The 20730-nt window shown below is 56.3% G+C and carries 16 protein-coding genes, 1 tRNA gene and 1 pseudogene; 4 read left to right on the forward strand and 14 right to left on the reverse strand.

Translation table 11 applies throughout. The features are described 5' to 3' along the window. Nucleotides 1-76: 76 nt before the first annotated feature. Nucleotides 77-2287, forward strand: a complete 2211-nt coding sequence (locus FNL37_RS00460; RefSeq protein ID WP_159354774.1) for a primosomal protein N' — start codon at nucleotides 77-79, stop codon at nucleotides 2285-2287. 55 nt (nucleotides 2288-2342) lie between these two features. Here FNL37_RS00460 and hemE read toward each other — a convergent pair whose 3' ends face one another. The 6 genes from hemE to thiD form a co-directional block, all read right to left on the reverse strand. Continuing rightward, nucleotides 2343-3407, reverse strand: coding sequence for a uroporphyrinogen decarboxylase (gene hemE / locus FNL37_RS00465; protein WP_159354775.1), 1065 nt, complete (start codon nucleotides 3405-3407; stop codon nucleotides 2343-2345). Between the two features lie 66 nt (nucleotides 3408-3473). Further along, entirely contained in the window at nucleotides 3474-4901 is a 1428-nt protein-coding gene (locus tag FNL37_RS00470; protein WP_159354776.1) for a glutamate synthase subunit beta, read from the reverse strand. Continuing rightward, nucleotides 4902-9578: a glutamate synthase-related protein gene (locus tag FNL37_RS00475; RefSeq protein ID WP_425325798.1), complete on the reverse strand. Its 4677-nt coding sequence runs from the start codon at nucleotides 9576-9578 to the stop codon at nucleotides 4902-4904. Nucleotides 9579-9834: 256 nt separating this feature from the next. Beyond that, nucleotides 9835-11121 (reverse strand): glutamate-1-semialdehyde 2,1-aminomutase, encoded by a 1287-nt coding sequence (gene hemL / locus FNL37_RS00480; protein ID WP_159354778.1) that lies wholly within the window; start codon nucleotides 11119-11121, stop codon nucleotides 9835-9837. Continuing rightward, nucleotides 11118-11744, reverse strand: a complete 627-nt coding sequence (thiE, locus tag FNL37_RS00485; protein WP_159354779.1) for a thiamine phosphate synthase — start codon at nucleotides 11742-11744, stop codon at nucleotides 11118-11120. Before thiE ends, hemL begins: the two co-directional genes overlap by 4 nt. After that, nucleotides 11731-12561 carry a bifunctional hydroxymethylpyrimidine kinase/phosphomethylpyrimidine kinase gene (gene thiD / locus FNL37_RS00490; RefSeq protein WP_013443502.1) on the reverse strand — a complete coding sequence of 277 codons (831 nt, stop codon included), beginning with the start codon at nucleotides 12559-12561 and terminating at the stop codon, nucleotides 11731-11733. The genes thiE and thiD overlap by 14 nt, the downstream gene beginning before the upstream one ends. 136 nt (nucleotides 12562-12697) lie before the next feature. Between thiD and FNL37_RS00495 the strand changes: the two genes are divergently transcribed. The 3 genes and pseudogenes from FNL37_RS00495 to FNL37_RS00505 all read left to right on the forward strand — a co-directional run. Next, a complete protein-coding gene (locus FNL37_RS00495) occupies nucleotides 12698-12862 on the forward strand; it encodes a rubredoxin (RefSeq protein WP_013443501.1) in 165 nt (54 codons plus the stop codon). Nucleotides 12863-12956: 94 nt separating this feature from the next. Then, nucleotides 12957-13253: a hypothetical protein gene (locus FNL37_RS00500; protein WP_015831230.1), complete on the forward strand. Its 297-nt coding sequence runs from the start codon at nucleotides 12957-12959 to the stop codon at nucleotides 13251-13253. Nucleotides 13254-13269: 16 nt separating this feature from the next. Then, nucleotides 13270-14661: pseudogene (locus tag FNL37_RS00505) on the forward strand (exonuclease domain-containing protein); the annotation flags it as partial. An 89-nt stretch (nucleotides 14662-14750) separates the two neighbouring features. Here the strand turns inward: FNL37_RS00505 and FNL37_RS00510 are convergent. The 8 genes from FNL37_RS00510 to FNL37_RS00545 all read right to left on the reverse strand — a co-directional run bounded on the left by FNL37_RS00510 (nucleotide 14751) and on the right by FNL37_RS00545 (nucleotide 20715). Beyond that, a tRNA-Gly gene (locus FNL37_RS00510) sits at nucleotides 14751-14824 on the reverse strand. Nucleotides 14825-14924: 100 nt separating this feature from the next. After that, on the reverse strand, nucleotides 14925-15452 hold the full coding sequence (locus FNL37_RS00515) for a hypothetical protein (protein ID WP_159354780.1): 528 nt from the start codon (nucleotides 15450-15452) through the stop codon (nucleotides 14925-14927). 16 nt (nucleotides 15453-15468) lie between these two features. Beyond that, nucleotides 15469-15675: a CsbD family protein gene (locus tag FNL37_RS00520; protein ID WP_013443497.1), complete on the reverse strand. Its 207-nt coding sequence runs from the start codon at nucleotides 15673-15675 to the stop codon at nucleotides 15469-15471. A 159-nt stretch (nucleotides 15676-15834) separates the two neighbouring features. Further along, a complete protein-coding gene (locus FNL37_RS00525; RefSeq protein WP_159354781.1) occupies nucleotides 15835-16938 on the reverse strand; it encodes an aromatic ring-hydroxylating oxygenase subunit alpha in 1104 nt (367 codons plus the stop codon). Between the two features lie 31 nt (nucleotides 16939-16969). Beyond that, a complete protein-coding gene (locus FNL37_RS00530; RefSeq protein ID WP_159354782.1) occupies nucleotides 16970-17608 on the reverse strand; it encodes a DapH/DapD/GlmU-related protein in 639 nt (212 codons plus the stop codon). After that, nucleotides 17605-18735 carry an aromatic ring-hydroxylating oxygenase subunit alpha gene (locus tag FNL37_RS00535; protein ID WP_159354783.1) on the reverse strand — a complete coding sequence of 377 codons (1131 nt, stop codon included), beginning with the start codon at nucleotides 18733-18735 and terminating at the stop codon, nucleotides 17605-17607. Before FNL37_RS00535 ends, FNL37_RS00530 begins: the two co-directional genes overlap by 4 nt. Before the next feature lie 28 nt (nucleotides 18736-18763). Then, complete coding sequence (locus tag FNL37_RS00540; RefSeq protein WP_159354784.1) at nucleotides 18764-19987, reverse strand: FkbM family methyltransferase; 1224 nt, start codon at nucleotides 19985-19987, stop codon at nucleotides 18764-18766. Next, nucleotides 19984-20715 (reverse strand): acetyltransferase, encoded by a 732-nt coding sequence (locus tag FNL37_RS00545; protein ID WP_159354785.1) that lies wholly within the window; start codon nucleotides 20713-20715, stop codon nucleotides 19984-19986. Before FNL37_RS00545 ends, FNL37_RS00540 begins: the two co-directional genes overlap by 4 nt. Nucleotides 20716-20730: the final 15 nt, after the last annotated feature.

Here is a 20730-nt window from a genome sequence, read left to right on the forward strand (position 1 = left end):
CTATACAATATGACGAAAGTCGCTATTCTAACCCATTGACCAACAACGCTCACCACCCGATTCAATATCTGTTTCAATGATCCCTACCCCACCTCCCATGGGCATCCTGCAAGTCGCACTGGATGTGCCTATCGACAGCCTGTTTGATTACCTGGACGGTGGCCTTGATGTCGCCGTGGGGCAGCGCGTGGTAGTGCCCTTCGGCCGTCGGCGGCAAATTGGCATTGTGGTGGGCAAGATCGCGGTCAGCGAGGTGCCTTCTGCCAAACTGAAGGCGATCGAAACGGCGTTTGTTGATGAACCACCGCTGGATCCGGATACCTTTGCCCTGTTGCGCTTTTGTGCGGATTATTACCAATACCCGTTGGGACAAGCTTTGCTGGCCAGTTTGCCTGGGCGTTTACGCCAGACCGAGCCTGCGGTGTCACGCAAGCAATATGCTTTTCGCCTGTCGGCCGTGGGCCTGGCCGCCGATATTGAGCAATTACCCCGGCGCAAGCTTATCCAGCGCAAGCTATATGCCGCCTTGCGGGAGCATGGCGTACTGCATGAAAGCGCGTTGCCGGAGATTTCTGCCAGTTGGCGCGGCGCCATGCAGGGCTTGCAGGAGTCTGGCTGGGTAGAAGCGGATGAGGTGCTGGCCGGGTTGTCGGCTTCGGTGTCAGCCGCCGTACCGCCGCCGCCATTGAACGAAGACCAGACTGCTGCCCTGCAGCGCATGCAGGCCAGCGAGGGATTCAAGGCATGGCTGCTGCATGGCATCACCGGCAGTGGCAAAACCGAGGTTTACATGCAGTGGCTGCAACAGATGCTGGCGGACAATGATGGTCAGGCGCTGGTGCTGGTGCCTGAAATCAATCTGACCCCGCAGCTGGAAGCGCGCTTTCGCAGCCGTTTGCCGCATCTGCCCATGGTGGCGTTGCATAGCAACCTCGGTGAGGCCGAGCGCTTGCAGAACTGGCGTCTGGCCCAGTCTGGCATCGCCCGTATCGTGGTGGGCACCCGCCTGTCTGTATTTACCCCTCTGCCCAAGCTGCGGCTGGTGATTGTGGATGAAGAGCACGATGGCTCTTACAAGCAGCAGGACAGCATGCGCTACCATGCCCGTGATGTGGCCATGGTGCGGGCGCAACGGGCGAAAGTGCCCATCGTGCTGGGGTCGGCAACGCCATCCCTGGAAACCTGGCACAACACGCAAACCGGCAAATATGGCTTGCTGACGCTGCAAAACCGGGCTGTCGCCAAATCGCAGTTGCCCCGTATCGGTTGCATCGATACCAATCGCGTTGAATTGCAGGATGGGTTATCGCCCGCTCTGATCGAAGCGCTGCGCCAACGCCTGGAGCGCAAGGAGCAAAGCCTGCTGTTCATCAATCGGCGTGGCTATTCGCCAGTGCTGTTGTGCAATGCCTGCCACTGGATAGCCTCATGCACCCGCTGTAGCAGCCGGCTGGTGGTGCATCTGCGGCAGAGCCGCTTGCGATGCCATCACTGCGGACATGAGCAGAAGATCGTGCGGCAGTGCCCAAGCTGTGGCAATGCGGATTTGCACCCTACCGGCCATGGTACGCAGCGTCTGGAAGAAACCCTGGCGCGCCTGTTCCCCACGGCACGCATTCAACGGGTGGATCGCGACAGCACGCGGCGCAAGGAAGCCCTGGCAGATATCCTGCAGGCGGTGCACGCCGATGAGATTGATATTCTGGTGGGCACTCAGATGCTGGCCAAAGGCCATGACTTTCCCAATCTGACGCTGGTGGGGGTGGTAGATACCGATAGTGCGCTATTCAGCCCGGACTTTCGGGCGGCTGAACGCCTTTTTGCCCAATTGATGCAGGTCTCTGGTCGGGCGGGTCGGGCTGACAAACCAGGTGAAGTGCTGATACAGACCACCTTCCCCGAGCACAATCTATTCAATGCTCTGCGTAAGCACGATTATGTGGCATACGCAGATTCACAGCTGCAGGAACGGCAGCTCGCGCAATTTCCGCCCTATGCTTTTCTAGCCCTGCTGCGTGCTGAGGCCAATCAGTATTCACTAGTGCAGGATTTCCTGAATGATGCGTTGGTATTGGCAAGGCAGCTGAGTGAGCATGTGCTTACATATGATCCCGTGCGGCCCCAGATGGAAAAATTGAAGGGTATGGAGCGGGCTTACTTGCTGATGCAAGGCGAAAGCCGTTTGCAGATTCAGCAATTATTGCGACAGCTGGTACCGCAATTGCGCGCCCATCCATTAGCCAGCAAGCTGCGCTGGACGGTCGATGTAGACCCCCTGGAGTTCTAGCGCTTGTTTGTCACGGCAATGCCGCGTTAGCAGGAACCCAGGGCGTCTTCTTGATTTAAACGTGGTACTGCGGGCTCAGGGCCTTCACGGCCTTGATCATGGCTTCCGCATTTTCTGGCGGGGTATGCTGCGTGATGCCGTGGCCGAGGTTGAACACATGGCCGTGACCATGGCCGTAACTCGCCAGTATGCTGGCGACTTCTTTTTCAATCGCTTCCGGGGTCGAGAGCAGGATGGCCGGGTCCATATTGCCTTGCAGCGCCACTTGGCCGCCTACACGCTTTCTTGCCTCGCCAATATCCACCGTCCAGTCCAATCCCAATGCATCCGCGCCGATGGCCGCTTGCGTTTCCAGCCACAGGGCGCCGCCTTTGGTGAATACAATGCTGGGCACAGGGCTGCCGTCGCGTTGCTTGATCAGGCCCGCGACAATTTTTTCCATGTAAGCCAGGGAGAATTCGCGGTATGCGTTATGCGAGAGCGCGCCACCCCACGAGTCAAATATCATCACAGCCTGGGCGCCCGCTTCAATCTGGGCATTGAGGTACAGCGTGACGGTTTGCGCGGTGATATCCAGCAAATGGTGCAAGAGCGCAGGCTCGGCATAGGCCATCTTCTTGATGGTGAGGAAGTCGGTGCCACCCTGGCCTTCGACCATATAGGTGGCGAGCGTCCAGGGGCTGCCGGAAAAGCCGATGAGCGGTACGCGGCCATCCAGCGTTTTGCGTATCTGGCTGACCGCATCCGTGACATAACCGAGATCAGTGGCGATATCCGGCACATGCAGCTTGTGAATCGCGGCGGCGTCGCGCACCGGGCGTTCAAACTTCGGGCCTTCGCCTTCGACAAAATACAGCCCCAGCCCCATCGCATCGGGGACTGTCAGGATGTCGGAAAACAGGATGGCAGCATCCAGCGGATAGCGATCCAATGGCTGCATGGTGACTTCGGTGGCAAAGTCGGTGTTTTTGCACAAGCTCAGGAAACTGCCGGCATTCTTGCGCGTGGCACGGTATTCCGGCAGATAGCGTCCAGCCTGGCGCATCATCCAGACGGGGGTGTAATCGGTAGGCTGCCGCAGAAGTGCGCGTAAGAAGGTGTCGTTCTTGAGAGCTGTCATGGTGGGGGCTTTTCAAAAAAATGAGGGGATACCAGCGGTATCCCCTTGTGTCATGCCTGGTTAGCCTTATCTTGGCAGGGTGGACGATCCCATCAGGAACTCATCCACAGCGCGCGCGCATTGGCGACCTTCGCGGATGGCCCATACCACCAGGGATTGACCGCGGCGCATATCGCCAGCAGCAAATACCTTGGCAGACGAGGTTGCATAGCAGCCTTCGCCATCGGTGCTTGCCTTGGCATTGCCGCGCGCATCTTTCTCAACGCCAAATGCGTCCAGTACCTTTTGTACCGGGCTGACAAAGCCCATAGCCAGCAGCACCAGATCCGCCTTGATGGTGAATTCGGAACCTGGAATCTCGACCATTTTGCCGTCTTTCCACTCTACACGTGCGCCCTTGAGTGCGACGACTTTGCCGTTTTCACCAATCAATTCCTTGGTGGTGATGGACCAGTCGCGATCACAGCCTTCTTCATGGGAGCTGGAAGTGCGCATCTTGAGTGGCCAGTTCGGCCAGACCAGTTCCTTGTTTTCCTTTTCAGGCGGTTGTGGCATCAGTTCAAATTGCGTGATGGAAGCAGCACCATGACGGTTGGAAGTCCCCACGCAATCGGAACCGGTATCACCGCCACCAATCACGACGACATGCTTGCCGGTTGCCATGATTTGGTTGGGGATGGTATCGCCTGCGACCACTTTGTTTTGTGGCGTCAGGAAATCCATGGCGAAATGCACACCGTCCAGTGCACGGCCAGGCACTGGCAAGTCGCGAGGATATTCGGCGCCGCCCGCCAGAATGACCGCGTCAAATTCCTTGGTGAGCTCATCAGCGCTGACGTTTTCGCCCACATTCTGACCTGTGCGGAATTCAACGCCTTCCGCGCGCATTTGCTCCATGCGGCGATCAATATGGCTTTTTTCCATCTTGAAGTCAGGGATGCCATAGCGCAACAGGCCACCAATGCGGCTTTCCTTTTCCAGCACCACCACGTCGTGGCCTACGCGAGCCAGTTGTTGTGCCGCTGCCAGGCCTGCCGGGCCGGAGCCAACGATGGCGACTTTCTTGCCGGTTTTGCTGGCAGGAACCTGAGGCTTCACCCAGTCGTTTTCCCAAGCCTTGTCGATGATGGCGTGCTCAATCGACTTGATGCCAACGGCATCAGCGTTGATGTTCAGCGTACAGGCCGCTTCACAGGGTGCGGGGCAGATACGGCCAGTAAACTCCGGGAAGTTATTGGTGGAGTGCAGCACGTCAATCGCATTGCGCCAATCCTGGCGATACACCAGGTCGTTCCAGTCAGGAATGATGTTGTTGATCGGGCAGCCGCTCATACAGAACGGAATGCCGCAATCCATGCAGCGAGCGCCCTGAGTCTTGGCCTGGTCATCGCTCAGGTGAAGAACGAATTCCTTGTAATTCTTGACCCGGTCATTGACTGGCAGGTTGGCCTCGGACAGACGGCCATATTCCATAAATCCTGTTACTTTGCCCATTTATGCGGCTTCCTTCTTTTCTGCAGCAGCCAGTTCATTCAGAACGCGCTTGTATTCATTAGGCAGCACCTTGATGAACTTGGCGCGTGCCTGATCCCAATCTGCCAGTATTGCCTTCGCGCGGCTGCTACCGGTGTATTCGGCGTGCTTTTCAATCAGTGATTTCAGCGTGGCTTCGTCGTGCTGACCCATGTGGTGACCGGCACCAGCAGGCGCGTGACCCGCGGCTTCCACGGCTTCCAGGCTGACCATGCTCATGTTGCAACGCTTGGCGAACATGCCATCGATGTCGTAAACATAAGCTACGCCACCCGACATACCCGCTGCAAAGTTGAGGCCAGTCTGCCCCAATACAACGACTGTGCCGCCCGTCATGTATTCACAGCCATGGTTACCCACGCCTTCAACTACCGCGGTGGCACCCGAGTTGCGCACACAGAAACGCTCGCCTGCCACGCCATTGAAATAGCTCTGGCCGGAGGTGGCGCCATACATCACGGTATTACCCGCGATGATGTTGTCTTCCGGTACACCACGGAACGCCTTGGGCGGCTTGATCACAATGCGGCCGCCACAGAGGCCCTTGCCCACGTAATCGTTGCCTTCGCCGGTCAGTTCGAAAGTGATGCCTTGCGTCAGGAAGGCAGCAAAACTCTGCCCTGCGGTGCCGCTCAGCTTCACGGTGATGGTGTCGTCAGGCAAGCCTGCACGGCCATAACGGCGGGCAATTTCGTGCGAAAGCATGGTGCCCACGGTACGGTTGGTATTGACGATAGCTGTCTCGATGACGGTCTTCTCGCCTTTTTCCAGCGCGTTGCCTGCCTGGGCAATCAGCTTGTTGTCCAGCGCCTTTACCAGGCCGTGATCTTGCGTCTCGTTGTTGCGACGGGACACGGTTTCATCAACCTTGGGCTGGTGGAATACCTTGGTGAAATCCAGGCCACTGGCCTTCCAGTGGTCAATGCCTGCTTGCATATCCAGCAGATCAGCACGACCGATCAGGTCTTCAAACTTGCGGATACCCATGCTGGCCATCAGTTCACGTACTTCTTCAGCAACGAAGAAGAAGTAATTCACGACGTGCTCAGGCTGGCCGGTAAATTTCTGGCGCAGGACGGGATCCTGGGTAGCCACACCGACCGGGCAAGTGTTCAGGTGACACTTGCGCATCATGATACAGCCCTCAACCACCAGCGGTGCCGTGGCAAAGCCGAACTCATCGGCACCTAGCAGGGCGCCTATCATGACGTCACGACCGGTTTTCATCTGGCCATCCACTTGAACAACCACACGACCGCGCAACTGGTTCAGCACCAGGGTCTGCTGTGTTTCGGCCAGGCCCAGTTCCCATGGGGTGCCGGCATGCTTGATGGAGGAAATCGGCGATGCGCCGGTACCACCGTCATGACCTGCAACCACGATATGGTCAGATTTTGCTTTTGCTACACCGGCGGCAACGGTGCCGATGCCGGTTTCCGATACCAGCTTGACCGATACTGAAGCCTTGGGATTGGCATTCTTGAGGTCATGGATCAGCTGAGCCAGATCTTCAATCGAGTAAATGTCATGGTGTGGTGGTGGCGAAATCAGGCCAACACCTGGCACCGAGAAGCGCAACTGGGCGATATAGGAACTAACCTTGTGGCCTGGCAGCTGACCGCCTTCGCCCGGCTTGGCACCTTGCGCCATCTTGATCTGAATCTGGTCAGCATTCGCCAGATATTCTGCGGTAACACCGAAACGACCAGACGCAACCTGCTTGATGCTGGAACGCAGGGAGTCGCCTGCCAGCATGGGCACGTCTTTCTCAATGCGATCCTTGCCCAGTACTTCTGCCAGCGAGCTGGCCTTGGCCACCGGGATGAAACGCTTGGGATCCTCACCACCCTCGCCGGTGTTGGAGCGACCGCCAATACGGTTCATGGCGATAGCCAGCGTGGCATGGGCCTCGGTAGAGATGGAGCCCAGGGACATGGCGCCAGTGGCAAAGCGCTTGACGATTTCCTTGGCGGGTTCCACTTCTTCCAGCGGCACAGGTGCACCGGCTGACTTGATATCGAACAGGCCGCGCAGCGTCATGTGACGGCGGGTCTGATCGTTGATCAGCTTGGCGTATTCCTTGTAAGTGCTGGCACTGTTGGTGCGAGTGGCATGCTGCAGCTTGGCAATGGAATCAGGCGTCCACATATGCTCTTCACCGCGTACACGGAAGGCGTACTCGCCGCCTGCTTCCAGCGCATTGCTCAGAACCGGGTCGTTACCAAACGCCGATTGATGCTGGCGCAGGCTTTCTTCGGCCACTTCATTCAGGCCTATACCTTCAATGGTGGTGGCTGTGCCGGTAAAGTACTTGGCGATGAACGGGCTGTTGAGGCCGATCGCTTCAAAGATCTGCGCGCCACAGTAGGATTGGTAAGTGGAAATGCCCATCTTGGACATGACCTTATGCAGGCCCTTGCCAATCGCCTTGACGAATTTCTTGTGACCTTCCTTGATGTCGCCGCCTTTGCCTTCTGCGCTCAGCATGTTGCTGATGGTTTCAAAAGCAAGCCATGGGCAGATTGCTTCGGCGCCATAGCCGCCCAGCAGCGCGAAATGATGCACTTCGCGGGCAGAGCCGGTGTCGATGACTAGGCCGGTATTGGTGCGCAAGCCAGCGCGTACCAGAGACTGGTGGGTCGCAGAACAGGCCAGCAATGCCGGGATGGCGATACGGTCAGGACTTACCTGACGGTCAGACAGGATCAGCAGGTTGAAGCCGTTGTGCACGGCATCCGCCGCAGCTTTGCACAGAGATTCAATCGCGGCAGCCATGCCTTGCTTGCCTTGTGCGGCAGCATAGGTGATGTCCAGCGTCAGCGTGCGGTAACGGCCCTGGGTCAGGCTGTCGATCGCTTTCAGCTGTTCGAGCTCGTCCAGCGTCAATACAGGCTGGCTCGCTTCCAGGCGGATAGGCGGGTTGGTTTCATCAATACCCAAGAGGTTAGGCTTGGGGCCAATGAAGGTGACCAGCGACATGACCAGCTCTTCGCGGATCGGATCGATAGGCGGATTGGTGACCTGCGCAAACAGCTGCTTGAAGTAGGTGTAGAGTGGCTTGGGCTTGTTGGACAGCACTGGCAGAGCGCTGTCGTTACCCATGGAGCCTGCACCCTCTTCACCATTGGTGATCATGGGTTGCAATACAAACTTCAGGTCTTCCTGCGTGTAGCCAAAGGCTTGTTGCAGGTCGAGCAGGTTGGCATTCAGCTCCAGCTTGGTTTCTACCTTGGGCAGATCGCCCAGGAAGTAACGGGATTTTTCAATCCACTCACGGTATGGCTTGGCTTGTGCCAGGCTTTGCTTGACTTCAGCGTCGTCGATAATGCGACCTTGTTCCATGTCGATCAGGAACATCTTGCCGGGTTGCAAACGCCATTTCTTGACGATTTTTTCTTCCGGGAAGGTCAGCACACCCATTTCGGATGCCAGCATGACGTGGTCATCATCGGTAATCAGATAACGGGCGGGGCGCAGGCCGTTACGGTCCAGCGTGGCGCCTATCATGCGGCCATCGGTAAAGGCCACGGCGGCAGGGCCATCCCATGGCTCCATCAGCGCAGCGTGGTATTCGTAGAAAGCGCGACGGTCTTCGTCCATCAAGGTGTTGCTGGACCAGGCTTCCGGAATCAGCATCATCATGGCGTGCGGCAATGAATAGCCACCAGCGACCAGCAGTTCCAGCGCATTGTCGAATGCAGCGGAGTCGGACTGGCCTTCCACGATCAGTGGCCACAGTTTTTCCAGGTCTTCACCCATCAGGGCGGAGCGCATGGACTCGTGGCGGGCAGCCATCCAGTTGACGTTACCCTGCATGGTGTTGATTTCACCATTGTGGGCAATCATGCGGAATGGGTGCGCCAGATCCCAGGCTGGGAAGGTATTGGTCGAGAAACGCTGGTGTACCAGTGCCAGGGCGGACACCATGGTCTCGTCCTGCAGGTCCTGGTAATAGATGCCGACTTCATTTGCCAGCAGCATGCCCTTGTAAACCAGGGTGCGTGAGGACAAGGAAGGAATGTAGAACTGGTTGCCGTCTTCCAGCTTCAGGGCGCGAACGGCATGTTCAACGCGTTTGCGAATAACGAACAGCTTGCGCTCGAAGGCGTTCTGGTCGGCTGTGGCCGGGCCGCGCGCAATGAATACCTGACGCATGACAGGTTCAACCGCACGCGCTTGATCGGCGATATTGCTGTTATCGCGTGGCACATCGCGCCAGCCCAGCAGGGTCTGGGCTTCTTCGTGCACGATGCGGGCAATGATCGACTCACAGGCTTCGCGACCGTTTTGCGATTGCGGCAGAAACACGATGCCACAGGCGTACTCGCCTTCGGCAGGCAGCGTGATATTGAGCTTGGTGGCTTCCTTGCGCAGGAAGGCATCGGGCAACTGAATCAGGATGCCAGCACCGTCGCCCAGCTTGGGGTCGTAGCCGGTGGCGCCACGGTGGGTCAGGTTAGCCAGAATCTGCAGGCCCTGCTCCACGATCTTGTGGCTTTTTTTGCCCTTGATGTGCGCGATCATGCCGACGCCACAGGCGTCGTGCTCATTGCCCGGATTGTAAAGGCCCTGCATTTCAGGGTTCGTCACTGTTGCTGTTTCATTCATTGGCGTATTCACTCGCGTTACCAAACTCATGTCTCCATCTCATCTTTCGACACTGCTGCATCTTTGTAAGGCACTAATTAGAACCGGGCGCCTTGTTCTTCCCTCATCCCGTCGCGCTAATCGAGGGGGTTCGTGGAGTTTTTTATTGGTGCTTGCTGTCCTGCGTGGCCGAAATTATCGCTGGGCCATAAAATATTTAGCGGAACCTTCAATGTTACCGTTAAAGGGTTATAAGTTCAATCACATAGGGCTAAAAAAGCATGAAACCCTATGTAGTTAAAGCGGCTTACTTTTTCCAGCTGGCAAAAATCTTTTCTGCAGCGGCGATGCTGAGGTCGATTTCCTTGTCGCCATGCGCTGCTGATACAAACCCAGCCTCAAACGCTGAAGGTGCCAGATAAACGCCCTCATCCAGCATGGCATGGAAGAAGCGGTTGAAGGCTTCTTTGTCAGACTGCATCACGTCAGCATAGCTTTGCGGCACCTCGGCGCTGAAATACAGGCCGAACATCCCGCCCACACTTTGTGCACTAAATTCAATATCGTGCGCTTTTGCTGCATTTGCAAGGCCCTGCACAAAACGCTGGGTGCTGGCTTCCAGCGCTGCGTGGAAGCCAGGTGCCTGTATCAGTTTCAGCGTGGCCATGCCCGCAGCAACGGCCACCGGATTGCCAGATAAAGTGCCTGCCTGGTAAACCGGGCCAACGGGCGCCAGACACTGCATGATGTCGCGTCGACCGCCGAAAGCCCCTACGGGCAGGCCGCCACCAATGACTTTGCCCAGTGTTGTCAGGTCCGGGGTAATGCCATAGCGCGCCTGTGCGCCACCCAGCGCCACGCGGAAACCGGTCATCACTTCATCAAAAATCAGCACTGCACCGTGCTGGGTACATTGCGCCCGCAATGCTTCCAGAAAACCGGCTGCCGGGGCGATCAGATTCATGTTGCCCGCAACCGGCTCTACGATTACACAAGCAATTTCGTTGCCAATCTCCGCAAACAGCTGTTCGACGGCGGCGATGTTGTTGTATTCCAGCGTCAGCGTATGCGCGGCGACTTCAGGTGGCACGCCTGCCGAGCTTGGGGTACCAAAGGTCAACAGACCGGAGCCCGCCTTCACCAGCAGGGCATCGGCATGGCCGTGATAGCAGCCTTCAAACTTGACGATCTTGCTGCGGCCCGTGAAGCCACGCGCCAGGCGAATGGCGCTCATGGTGGCTTCGGTGCCGGAGCTGACCAGCCGTAACTGCTCCATGCTGGGGACCAGCTTGCTTACCAGCTCGGCCATATCCAGCTCGCGCGCAGTTGGCGCACCAAACGACAGGCTGTCGCCCGCAGCCGTGCGCACGGCCTCGATCACTTGCGGATGGGCATGGCCCAGTACCATAGGGCCCCAGGAGCCCACATAATCCACATAGGCTTTGTCATCTTCATCCCACAGCCAGGCGCCAGCGCCGCGCTTGAAAAATACCGGCGTGCCGCCGACAGAGCGAAAAGCACGAACGGGCGAATTGACGCCGCCGGGAATGAGTTTTTGGGATTGTTCGAAGAGTTGCTGGTTACGAGAGGTCATGATGAGCTCGGTCCATTGTAAAGTCGGGAAAATTGTTGCGCGGTACGGCGGATATCGGAGGATCCCCAGAGGCTGCCAATCACCGCCAGCATGTCGGCACCGGCGGCAACGGCCTGAGGCGCGTTGTCCAGCGTGATGCCGCCGATGGCAACCTTGGGCACGGTCAATGCCGGATTCATATTGAACAGGCTGAGGGCCGCTTCTGGCGCCTGGGGTTTGGTTTGCGAACTGAAACAGGCACCAAATGCGACATAGTCTGCGCCGGCCGCTTGTGCTTGCAAGGCAAGGTCAATGCGGTTGTAACATGACGCGCCCAGTAGCTTGTTGCCGATGCGCTGGCGCGTGGCCGCAATATCGCCATCGGTACCGCCGATGTGCACGCCATCAGCATCCAGCGCCAGGCAAAGCTTGACGTGATCATTGATGATCAGGGGTACGCCATGTTGCCTGCAGATGGCGAGCAAGGCTTGCGCCTGCGCAATGCGCAGCACGTGTCCAGCCTGTTTGTTGCGGTATTGCACCAGCGTCGCACCGCCGAGAATAGCCTCGGTGACTATCTCGCAGAGGCGCTCCGTATCGTCCAGGTCCGGGGTGACAGCGTACAGCCCTTTAATTGGCGTCATCCTCTTCATCCCTTGCCCAGAACATGCGATCAGGAATGTATTGGCCCATGCCCGGACGGAATCCGTATTTCAGGGTTTTCCAGGTGTATTCCTGTGCTTCCAGAATGGCTTCTTCAATGGACAAGCCATGAGCGATGCACGCAGCAATCGCGGAAGTCAGGGTGCAGCCGGAGCCATGGTAGCTGCCCGGCAGGCGTTCCCAGTTATAGGCCTTGATCAGGCCGCTTTCGCCGTACAGCGTATTGATGACTTCCTGTGAGCGTTCGTGGGTGCCGGTGATCAGCACGTATTCGCATCCCATGCCGAGCAGGCGGTCGGCGCTTTCGTCCAGCGAGGCATGTTCGATGGCATCGGAATCATCATCGTGAAACGCCAAGCGACGTGCTTCCAGGCTATTCGGCGTAATCATGGTGGCCTGGGGGAACAGCAGGTCTATCATGGCTGCCTGCATTTCTTCGTTTGCCAGTTCGTCGCCACGGCCAGAGGATAAAACCGGGTCGATCAGCAAAGGCACATCCGGGTAATCAGCCACGATTTCGGCAATGACGGCGACATTTTCCACGCTACCCAGCATGCCGATTTTAAAGGCGGAAACCTGCATGTCTTCCAGGATGGTGCGCGCCTGGTCATTGACCCAGTCGGCATCAAACATCATGACATTTTCGACGCCCACGGTATCCTGTACAGTAATTGCTGTTACAACAGAAAGCGGGTGGCAGCCTATGCTGGCCAATGTCAGCAGATCAGCCTGCAAGCCTGCGCCACTGCTGGGATCGGTAGCGGCAAAGGTCATCACGGTAGGGGGCATCAGATTCATGGTGTTGGTTCCGGGTGTTGACCGTATCAAGGTGGGCGGTGAGATGCTTAGAGGCGCTGACAGAGCGCTGGTTCTGCTATCAAGAATGCTATTTTAACTTAAATTACCCGCTAACAATAAACGAGGAGAAAAGCCCATGAAAACATGGATGTGCAATATTTGCGGCTGGCTGTACGAAGAAGAAAAAGGCTGTCCGGAAGATGGCATTCCGCCTGGCACACGCTGGGAAGACGTGCCCCCCAACTGGACGTGCCCGGAATGCGGCGCCCGCAAGGAAGACTTCGACATGATCGAAATCTGAGCATGCTGAACTTGCCTGCGCTGGTGAAATCTCATTGCCACCACTGTTCACCAGCCGCTACGCTAGCCGTGGTGGGGCATATGCGCAATCTTTCATGACCGATATACAAAACAGCTTTCAGCTGGAGTTTGTTGCTTATTTTTCCATGCATCTGGAAAACATCCACTTGCAGATAACCGGCAGCAAAGACACCAGGCAACGCGACCGCTACATGCAGCTGATCGAGATGATCAACCAGGCGCCGTTTGATCTGGCCTTGCAGAAATACCAGCAAATTGCCCTGGCGGATGCCGACATCACCATGTTTTCAGACTCGATGATCAAAACCGCCAAACGCCTCGCCTGCCAGGAGCTGGGCTTGCCCGAGACTTCTGCCGACCGTATTGAATAAGGATTAGCTCGCCCGGATGTTACCTGCTTACGTATTGCTCGACCTGGAAACCACCGGTGCCACGCCGCTGGTGGACCGTATCACCGAAATCGCCCTCATCCGCTTTGAAAACGGCCAGGAAGTCAGCCGCTGGCAAACGCTGGTGAATCCCGAGACCGCCATTCCGCCGTTTATTCAACGCTTGACCGGCATAGACGATGGCATGGTGGCAACCGCTCCGCACTTCAGGGAAGTGGCAGGTGAGCTGCTCGACCATCTCGAAGGCGCCGTGCTGTGTGCGCACAATGTCCGCTTTGATCACGGCTTCCTTAAAAATGAATTCAAGCGCATCGGTATAGACCTGCGGCAAAAAGTGCTGTGCACGGTCAAGCTGTCGCGCAAACTTTACCCGCAACACCGCAGCCACAGTCTGGATAGCATCATCGAGCGCCACTCCCTGCAATGCGGCGCCCGCCATCGCGCCATGGGTGATGTTGTGGCGCTGGTGGATTTTCTTCGTGCAGCGGAAGCGGAGTTGGGCCCGGTAGTCATCGCGCAAGCCGCACGCGAGTTGCTCAAAGGCCATACCCTGCCCAGCGGGATTGACGCCAGCATCCTGGAGGATATTCCCGAAGGCCCCGGCGTTTATCTGTTTTATGGCGATAACCAGATGCCTTTGTACATCGGCAAAAGCATCAATATCCGCAGTCGTGTGCTATCGCATTTCAGTGGTGATCATGCCTCCACCAAGGAGATGCGCATCTCGCAAGAGGTCAAGCATATTGAGTGGATAGAAACCGCAGGTGAGTTTGGTGCCCTGATGCTGGAGTCGCGTCTGGTAAAAGAACGCCAGCCCATCTACAACCGTCGGTTACGTCGGGAGCGTCAGCTATGCTCCTGGCGACTGGCAGCCAGTCATGACGCCAGGCCCCTGCTTACGCTGGTACGTGAAGAAGAAATTGATCCGCCAGAGCTCGGGCAACTGTTTGGCACCTTTCGCAGCAAGCGCCAAGCGGTAGAGGTGTTGCGGCAGATTGCCGAGAACCATGCCCTCTGCCCGAAAGTGCTGGGTCTGGAAAGCGGCAAAGGCCCCTGCTTTGCCCACCAGCTCCGCAAATGCAAAGGGGTATGCGCAGGCAAGGAAGCGGCAGAACTGCATTACCTCCGTCTGCAGCAGGCGCTGGCCGCGCATCGCATGAAAACCTGGCCCTACCCGGGCAAGATCGGCATTCATGAGCGAAATCCCCTCACCGGACAAAGCCAGCTGCATGTGTTTGAGCATTGGTGTGCGCTGGGTAGCGTTGACGATGAAGCCAGCCTGCACAGTCTCGCCAGTTCAAAGGCGGATCTGATGTTTGATCTGGATACCTACAAGCTTCTGCTGAGAGAGCTGGCCAAAGCCACTGCTAATATCAAATGTCTGGTGACAGGCACAACCATGGTGTCTTCAAGCGTGCAGTCAAGGGAATATTGGGTGGAGCTGCAGCCAGCTGTTCTGGCATGTGAGGGGCAGAAAACTGGAGCGGGCGACGGGAATCGAACCCGCGTATCGAGCTTGGGAAGCTAGCGTTCTACCATTGAACTACGCCCGCATGGGGTCGTATTCTAAATGGCGGGCTGGTGTCGTTGCAAACGAATCCTGCATATTTATCGGCTGGGCTCACGCTTGGCGTGTATTCCATGATGATGGACTCAGCTTTTGCCGTAGCGTTTTTTTGCCTGTTCGCGACAGGCATTCTGTTCGTTGCCACTCAAGGCTGAACATTTCTTGAGGGCATCATCCAGCTGGGCTTCGGTGCGGTTGTCGGGCATGCGTTCGGCAGCGATGGCGGTAAATGCACTGTCGCGCTCACCCCTCGCCTTGCTGATGCATACGCGCTTGGTGTCCTCTTCTATCATGCCCTGGCAGGTTTGCTTGGCCACGTTGTAATTGGACTCGGCTTTTTCCTGCTCGGCTTCTATCCATGCCGCCTGACTGCCTTTGAACTGCGCTTCCAGCTCGGTGAGCTGAATATTGCGGTTGGCGCGCGCCTGCTCAAGGCAGACTTCGCTGTCATTGCCACTAACGTGGTCGCACAGGGCTTTCTCTTGTTGATAAGCTTCCTGCACCCGCACTTTGCCCGCTTCGTAATTGGGTTTGCTGATGGGGGCCGCATGGGCGACCGCGCCAATCAGCAACAGGAGCAGGCTGGCATGGCGAATCAGATGATGAGTCTGCATGCACGCTCCTTACGGCTTAATGCCAGGTAGAGTCCCGGCTAAAGCTCTCAATCTGTTTTTCGGCTTCTTCCTTGGAAATGCCATAGAGCTCCTGCAACTTGCCTGACAGCATTTCGCGGTTGCCCTTGATCTGTTCAAACTGGTCGTCGGTGAGCTTGCCCCACTGCTGACGCACCTTGCCTTTCAGTTGTTTCCAGTTACCTTCTACTTGGTCCCAGTTCATGCTGATCTCCTTTGCTTTTAATGAGAGAGGAATACTGCTTGGTGAGTGTTCAGATTAGAGGGCGCGAGCGCAGGGAGGTAGTCGGAGCGGACTGAATTAATTGTCGGAGAATCCTTACATAGCCTGCCTGGTGCTAGGCAAGCCGGTACAGCACCAGTGTTATTCGAGCGGTTGCAAGCGCGCGTATGTCTTACGAAAATCGGAAACCCGCTGTTCTATGATCTCGCCAGGGATGGATGGCCGTGTAGCCTGTGCCGACCCTTGCTGGGTGCGCTCACATGCCAGCTTGTCTTCCTGAAAGATAAGATGGGTGAAGTGTATGTTTTCCTTCATGATGGACTGCATGATGATTTTGCCGCGTGGCGTTTGATTATCGAATTTGGCAGAAAATATCTTGGAATAGACGGTGGTGGAGTCAACGCCATTCGGGCGGAAATGCTGGACGTGAAAACTGTATCCCAGAAAAGAGGTAACGGTCAGATTGGGAAATACCAGTCTATGTACGTAGTGCTCGAACATAAAAGGCCATTGGCCTATGTCGTTCTGGTAGCGCGACCAGCGTTCCAGCCACTTTTTATTCGCCTTGTTATTGACGGAGCTGTGACCGGTCGGCGGCATAAATTCCAGCGAGTCTTCATTCTCCTGGCTGAACTGTATTTCGGTGGCTTTTGCCAGACTGGAGCGATGCACCAGGGGTACGTGATATCCCTCCAGGGAGTTTTCGATCACGATTTTCCAGTTCGCCTGAATATGGGATTCGTGGGTATCAATACATTGATCGAGCCCCGCCGATACCTTGGTCAGGAAATCATAGGCATCCCCCAGAAACGTGGGCAGGTCGGAGTCTCCCGGGTTCATGCGCACGAACACAAAATCCCCCGCCTTTGCTACTTCCAGTTTTTGCAGATTGAAGGCCTGAGGATTGGCGGTGACGGCAGGAAACGCTTTTTTGCACGGAATGCCGACCGGGGTGCCTTCTGCGTTGTAGTGCCAGCCATGGTATGGGCAGGTCAATGGCCGATTGCCACAGGGGGTGTCATGGATGATGGAATGCCGGTGGCTGCAGACATTGATAAAGGCATGCAGGTCGCCATGAAGATTCTGAATGATGACATCACGCCCGGCCAGATTTACCCGCACGAAATCGTTGTGCGTTGCCAGCTCATGCGTCAAACCCGCATATAGCCATTGCTGGGCGAAAAGCTCGGCTTGCTCGCGGGCAAAAATGGCAGGATCGCAATAGATGTGAGGGGCGTTTGTCATGGGAGCGATTAGCGTGTCGAAAGAGGCGTCATTATTTTTGGAAAAAATAGACCGGGGCCCGAAAGCGGGCATCCAGGAACACGGCGTTTGGGGGCGATGCGGTTAGCGTGGTTGGATAATGGATGGTGGACCATGTGGGTAACACCACGCCGGGGCCAATGACGACGCCCTGAGCCAAGGTGCAGTTCTTGCCGATGCTGGCGCCTTCTGAAATGACGCTCTGCGCGCCTATCCAGCACGAACTGCCAATCTTGGCCTCCGCATCAATCTGGGCTCCCTGCATAATCCAGGTATTGGCGCCTATATTGGCGGGGGCGAGAACGCGTGCGCCATGGTCAATGAAGACATTTTCGCGCAGCTTCACGCCATCTGAGATTGATGCCGTGGAGCTGCAGATGGCCGCAATCGCATAGCCCATCCGTTTGACATCCATATAAGCCGCCAGCCGTTGCTGGTTGAGATGCTGCTCATCCCCGGCAATAAAGGCACTGACGTCTTGCTTGTCGAAGGCAGGCAGTGTGGCCAGGGTATACAGCGGGATGCCATGTCGCGTTGCCGTGGTGGCATTCTCGACCACGATGCCCACGATGTCGTATAAAGCCGCGTGCTTTATTTCATGGACAAGGCGGGCGAGTGAAGGACTTTCACCAAAAATCAGCAGTTTTTTCATCGAGTAGTGCTGGGCTCGGAGGCGCCTGTCTGGGCCAGATAGGCAGCATGAAAATCAAGAATACCCGTTTCATAAGCCCCGTGGATGAAATCACTATCGCTGGACGCCAGATTGCGCTGCAAAGCTTCCAGGCACTCGATGTCCTCCTGCAAAACGGTCATGTCACTCAGCAAGTGTTCCCACAGCACGACCGGCTTGTGCGGGAAGTCTGCCAGGGGGCGGGTTAATGCCACCATCATGTGCATTTCTGTTTTGTCAGCAGCGAGTGGGTTATAGGTTTGAATCGCAAACGAGGTGCCATCCACGATCATGAGGTTGACATTGGGGAACAGATGGAAGGTCTGGTAGCGCCCCTTGCTATCCAGATGCGCGACCAGGGTTTGCCAGTCCAGCTCGGGGGCAGACTGCATGGCAATGCCGCCTATGGTGGTGGCTTGCGGCAAGCTGGCGTTCTGCGACTGGTAAATGGCGTCCTTGCCCTGAATGGACGGGTCACTGGGGATATCGACCCGAAAATGCTTGGGAAAGGTGGATTTATGCAGGCAGGGCACATGCAAAGCATCCTTGATATTTTCCATGCCGGTTTTCCAGTTGAAGTCACCTTCATACCGCGTGTAAATGAACGCAGAATCCATTTGTCCGGTATAGGTCTCCAGCAGCGATACGGTGTGCGCATCAAACTGCTCTTCCATCGGCAAAGGGTCTTCACTGAGATTGACGAAAATCAGGCTGCCAATCACTTTTACCGGGTATTGCGCGAGCCGGATGTCTTGCGTTTCCTCCGCGGCAAAATTGAATACCTTGGGATCTTTGTGCGTATGCGTAAGCTGGCCATCCTGGTTATAACACCAGTGATGGTAAGGGCACACCAGGCCGCGGTTGCCAAATTCTTCTGACTGTATGCGTGCCATGCGATGACGGCAGATATTGGAAAACGCCCGTATCACCCCGCCATGGTTTTGCAGCACGACAGGCTTGCCAGCGAGGGTGAGCGTTCGATAATCAAGATGCTTTTGCAGCATGGGGGTAACGCCAGCCAGGAGCCACAGACGATTGAAAATCGTCTTTAGCTCCGTGTCGAACCATGCTTTCGACGTGTAATGCTGTGGGCTTAATAAAGGGCGCATGCTGGCACGATATCCTCTTGAGGCAAGATCACACGCCGTAGATGCATAACACGCCCGGCTCCAGGGACTGGTGACGGAGCGATAACTGGTAATCCAGCCCGGTTTCTTCTATGTACTTGAGCAGATCAGGGAAATCGGTTGCCTTGTGATAGGCAGATACGGTCAGGGTCGGCCGGTTTTTCAAAATCAGCTGGTTGGCGCCGTGCAGGGCTTCCAGTTCAGCCCCCTCAATTTCGAGGCGCAAGTGGGTCAGCTCGTCCAGCATATCGTCCAGGCGGCACACATGCAGGCCAAAACCGGAGGAGGAAGCCTGATCCGTTATGGTGACACCAGAGTCATAACCTTCGGCATACAGATAGGCATTGCGATCAAACACCCCGAGCTCATGGCAGTAAATTGGCTTGGCGCCATGACGTGCCGTGTAGTTGGCGATATTGTTGGAGAGATTGATAAAGTTGGTGTGGTCGGGCTCAAAGGCGTGTACTGCCTTGAATTGGTGTTTAACCCGCTCGGCAAAAATCAGGACTTCCTGACCATCATGTGAGCCGCAGTCGGCATAGACGGTCTGTGCATTCAATTTGAGATCAATGTCAGGCGAAAAGTAACGCTGGCGATAATCACCGCAGTGGAAAGCAAAATACTGGTGATTCATGCTGATGAAGGCGGCGAGCGTGTAGTAGTAAGTCTGCAGCGAAAGATCATCGACCCAGTGGCGTTCCAGCGCCAGGAACTCATCAAAGCGCTCCAGCATGACATCCGCATGCAGGCGATAAGAGCCACCCGCGGCTTCCAGCCCCGGTGCATTGAGGAATTGCTCAACGCGCAATACGGTAAAGCCCGCTTGCTTGAGCCGGACTTTGTAGCGGATGCCCGGATACCAGGTGCAGGTGCGGTCAACAATCAGGCAGCCTTTGTATGCTTCCGGATTGGCAAAAAAAGTATCGGCGTTCAGCTGGGTATATCCGGCGATATGCGGATTTTGCAGGTTGTCCTTGTCATCTACGTCATGCACCAAGGCTTCAATGCGCCCCCCTTTCAGGCGCACTGCCGCTTCAATCTGGTCCAGCTGCTGGCAAAAGCCCAGGCCGCGGGTACTGAAGACAATCACGCGCATTTCGGCGGTATTGTTGATCAATTCCCCTGCCGTTTCCGGGAAGTAGGCATGCCGGTCTTCCTGGCAGCGGGCATGGATCTTCAGCAGGTTATCGCGGGCCAGCTGGGTGGCGTTATCGGGTTTTGGTAATGCGCTCATAGGGCTTTGCTTTCGCTATTGGTTTCCGGTTTCCAGTCGAATCGATGGGCTGGATTTCCGATAACCGTGGTATTGGCAGAAACATGTTTGAAGACAACACTGCCCGCCGCGACGACGGCATTTTCCCCTATACGGGATTTGGCAGTAACGACTGAGCCTGGATGAATGCGGGCGCCGCTGGCAATGCTTACATTCCCTGCAATCAGGCAGTGGGCGCCGATTTCCACCCAGTCGGCCACATCGGTATCGTGGGCAATCGCGGTGTAGCTGCTGACGGTCACATGCTGGCCGATGCGGCTATCCGGCGACAAACTGGCATAAGGGCCGATGATGCTGCCTTTGCCAATCGCGGCAAAGGTGGAGACTGCTGCCAGCGGATGCACCAGCCGGATAAATTGTGCGCCTTTTTCAATCAGGGGTTCCGTATATTTTCGACGATCCGCCGGGTTGCCTATGGCGCACAAAAACACATCGTCTGCTTCTGGTACATAACTCAAGGGATCCCCCAGCACCGGGTAATCACGCCGGTAACGCAGCCGTTTTTCTTCCGTATAGTCCATGGCGTCAGGCAATTCTGCCGCGTGTGTTGCAAAGCCATCCAGAATGCCGGGGCGGTTATCCAGAAAGCCTTTGATAACCCAGTCCAACTGGTGGGATGGGTTATCAATGGCCATCATCAATACTTCTCTACCGAATCCACTGGCGCCAATAATGATTAAATTTTTCATGCGCTAGGTCAGCTC

This window comes from Methylovorus glucosotrophus (assembly GCF_009858335.1).
Taxonomy (GTDB): Bacteria; Pseudomonadota; Gammaproteobacteria; order Burkholderiales; family Methylophilaceae; genus Methylovorus; species Methylovorus glucosotrophus.

Bases quoted from the DNA above. Each gene is read 5' to 3' on its own strand.
- FNL37_RS00460 (WP_159354774.1), top strand. From the start codon at position 77: ATGATCCCTACCCCACCTCCCATGGGCATCCTGCAAGTCGCACTGGAT.
- hemE (WP_159354775.1), bottom strand. From the start codon at position 3,407: ATGACAGCTCTCAAGAACGACACCTTCTTACGCGCACTTCTGCGGCAG.
- FNL37_RS00470 (WP_159354776.1), bottom strand. From the start codon at position 4,901: ATGGGCAAAGTAACAGGATTTATGGAATATGGCCGTCTGTCCGAGGCC.
- FNL37_RS00475 (WP_425325798.1), bottom strand. From the start codon at position 9,578: ATGAGTTTGGTAACGCGAGTGAATACGCCAATGAATGAAACAGCAACA.
- hemL (WP_159354778.1), bottom strand. From the start codon at position 11,121: ATGACCTCTCGTAACCAGCAACTCTTCGAACAATCCCAAAAACTCATT.
- thiE (WP_159354779.1), bottom strand. From the start codon at position 11,744: ATGACGCCAATTAAAGGGCTGTACGCTGTCACCCCGGACCTGGACGAT.
- thiD (WP_013443502.1), bottom strand. From the start codon at position 12,561: ATGAATCTGATGCCCCCTACCGTGATGACCTTTGCCGCTACCGATCCC.
- FNL37_RS00495 (WP_013443501.1), top strand. From the start codon at position 12,698: ATGAAAACATGGATGTGCAATATTTGCGGCTGGCTGTACGAAGAAGAA.
- FNL37_RS00500 (WP_015831230.1), top strand. From the start codon at position 12,957: ATGACCGATATACAAAACAGCTTTCAGCTGGAGTTTGTTGCTTATTTT.
- FNL37_RS00515 (WP_159354780.1), bottom strand. From the start codon at position 15,452: ATGCAGACTCATCATCTGATTCGCCATGCCAGCCTGCTCCTGTTGCTG.
- FNL37_RS00520 (WP_013443497.1), bottom strand. From the start codon at position 15,675: ATGAACTGGGACCAAGTAGAAGGTAACTGGAAACAACTGAAAGGCAAG.
- FNL37_RS00525 (WP_159354781.1), bottom strand. From the start codon at position 16,938: ATGACAAACGCCCCTCACATCTATTGCGATCCTGCCATTTTTGCCCGC.
- FNL37_RS00530 (WP_159354782.1), bottom strand. From the start codon at position 17,608: ATGAAAAAACTGCTGATTTTTGGTGAAAGTCCTTCACTCGCCCGCCTT.
- FNL37_RS00535 (WP_159354783.1), bottom strand. From the start codon at position 18,735: ATGCGCCCTTTATTAAGCCCACAGCATTACACGTCGAAAGCATGGTTC.
- FNL37_RS00540 (WP_159354784.1), bottom strand. From the start codon at position 19,987: ATGAGCGCATTACCAAAACCCGATAACGCCACCCAGCTGGCCCGCGAT.
- FNL37_RS00545 (WP_159354785.1), bottom strand. From the start codon at position 20,715: ATGAAAAATTTAATCATTATTGGCGCCAGTGGATTCGGTAGAGAAGTA.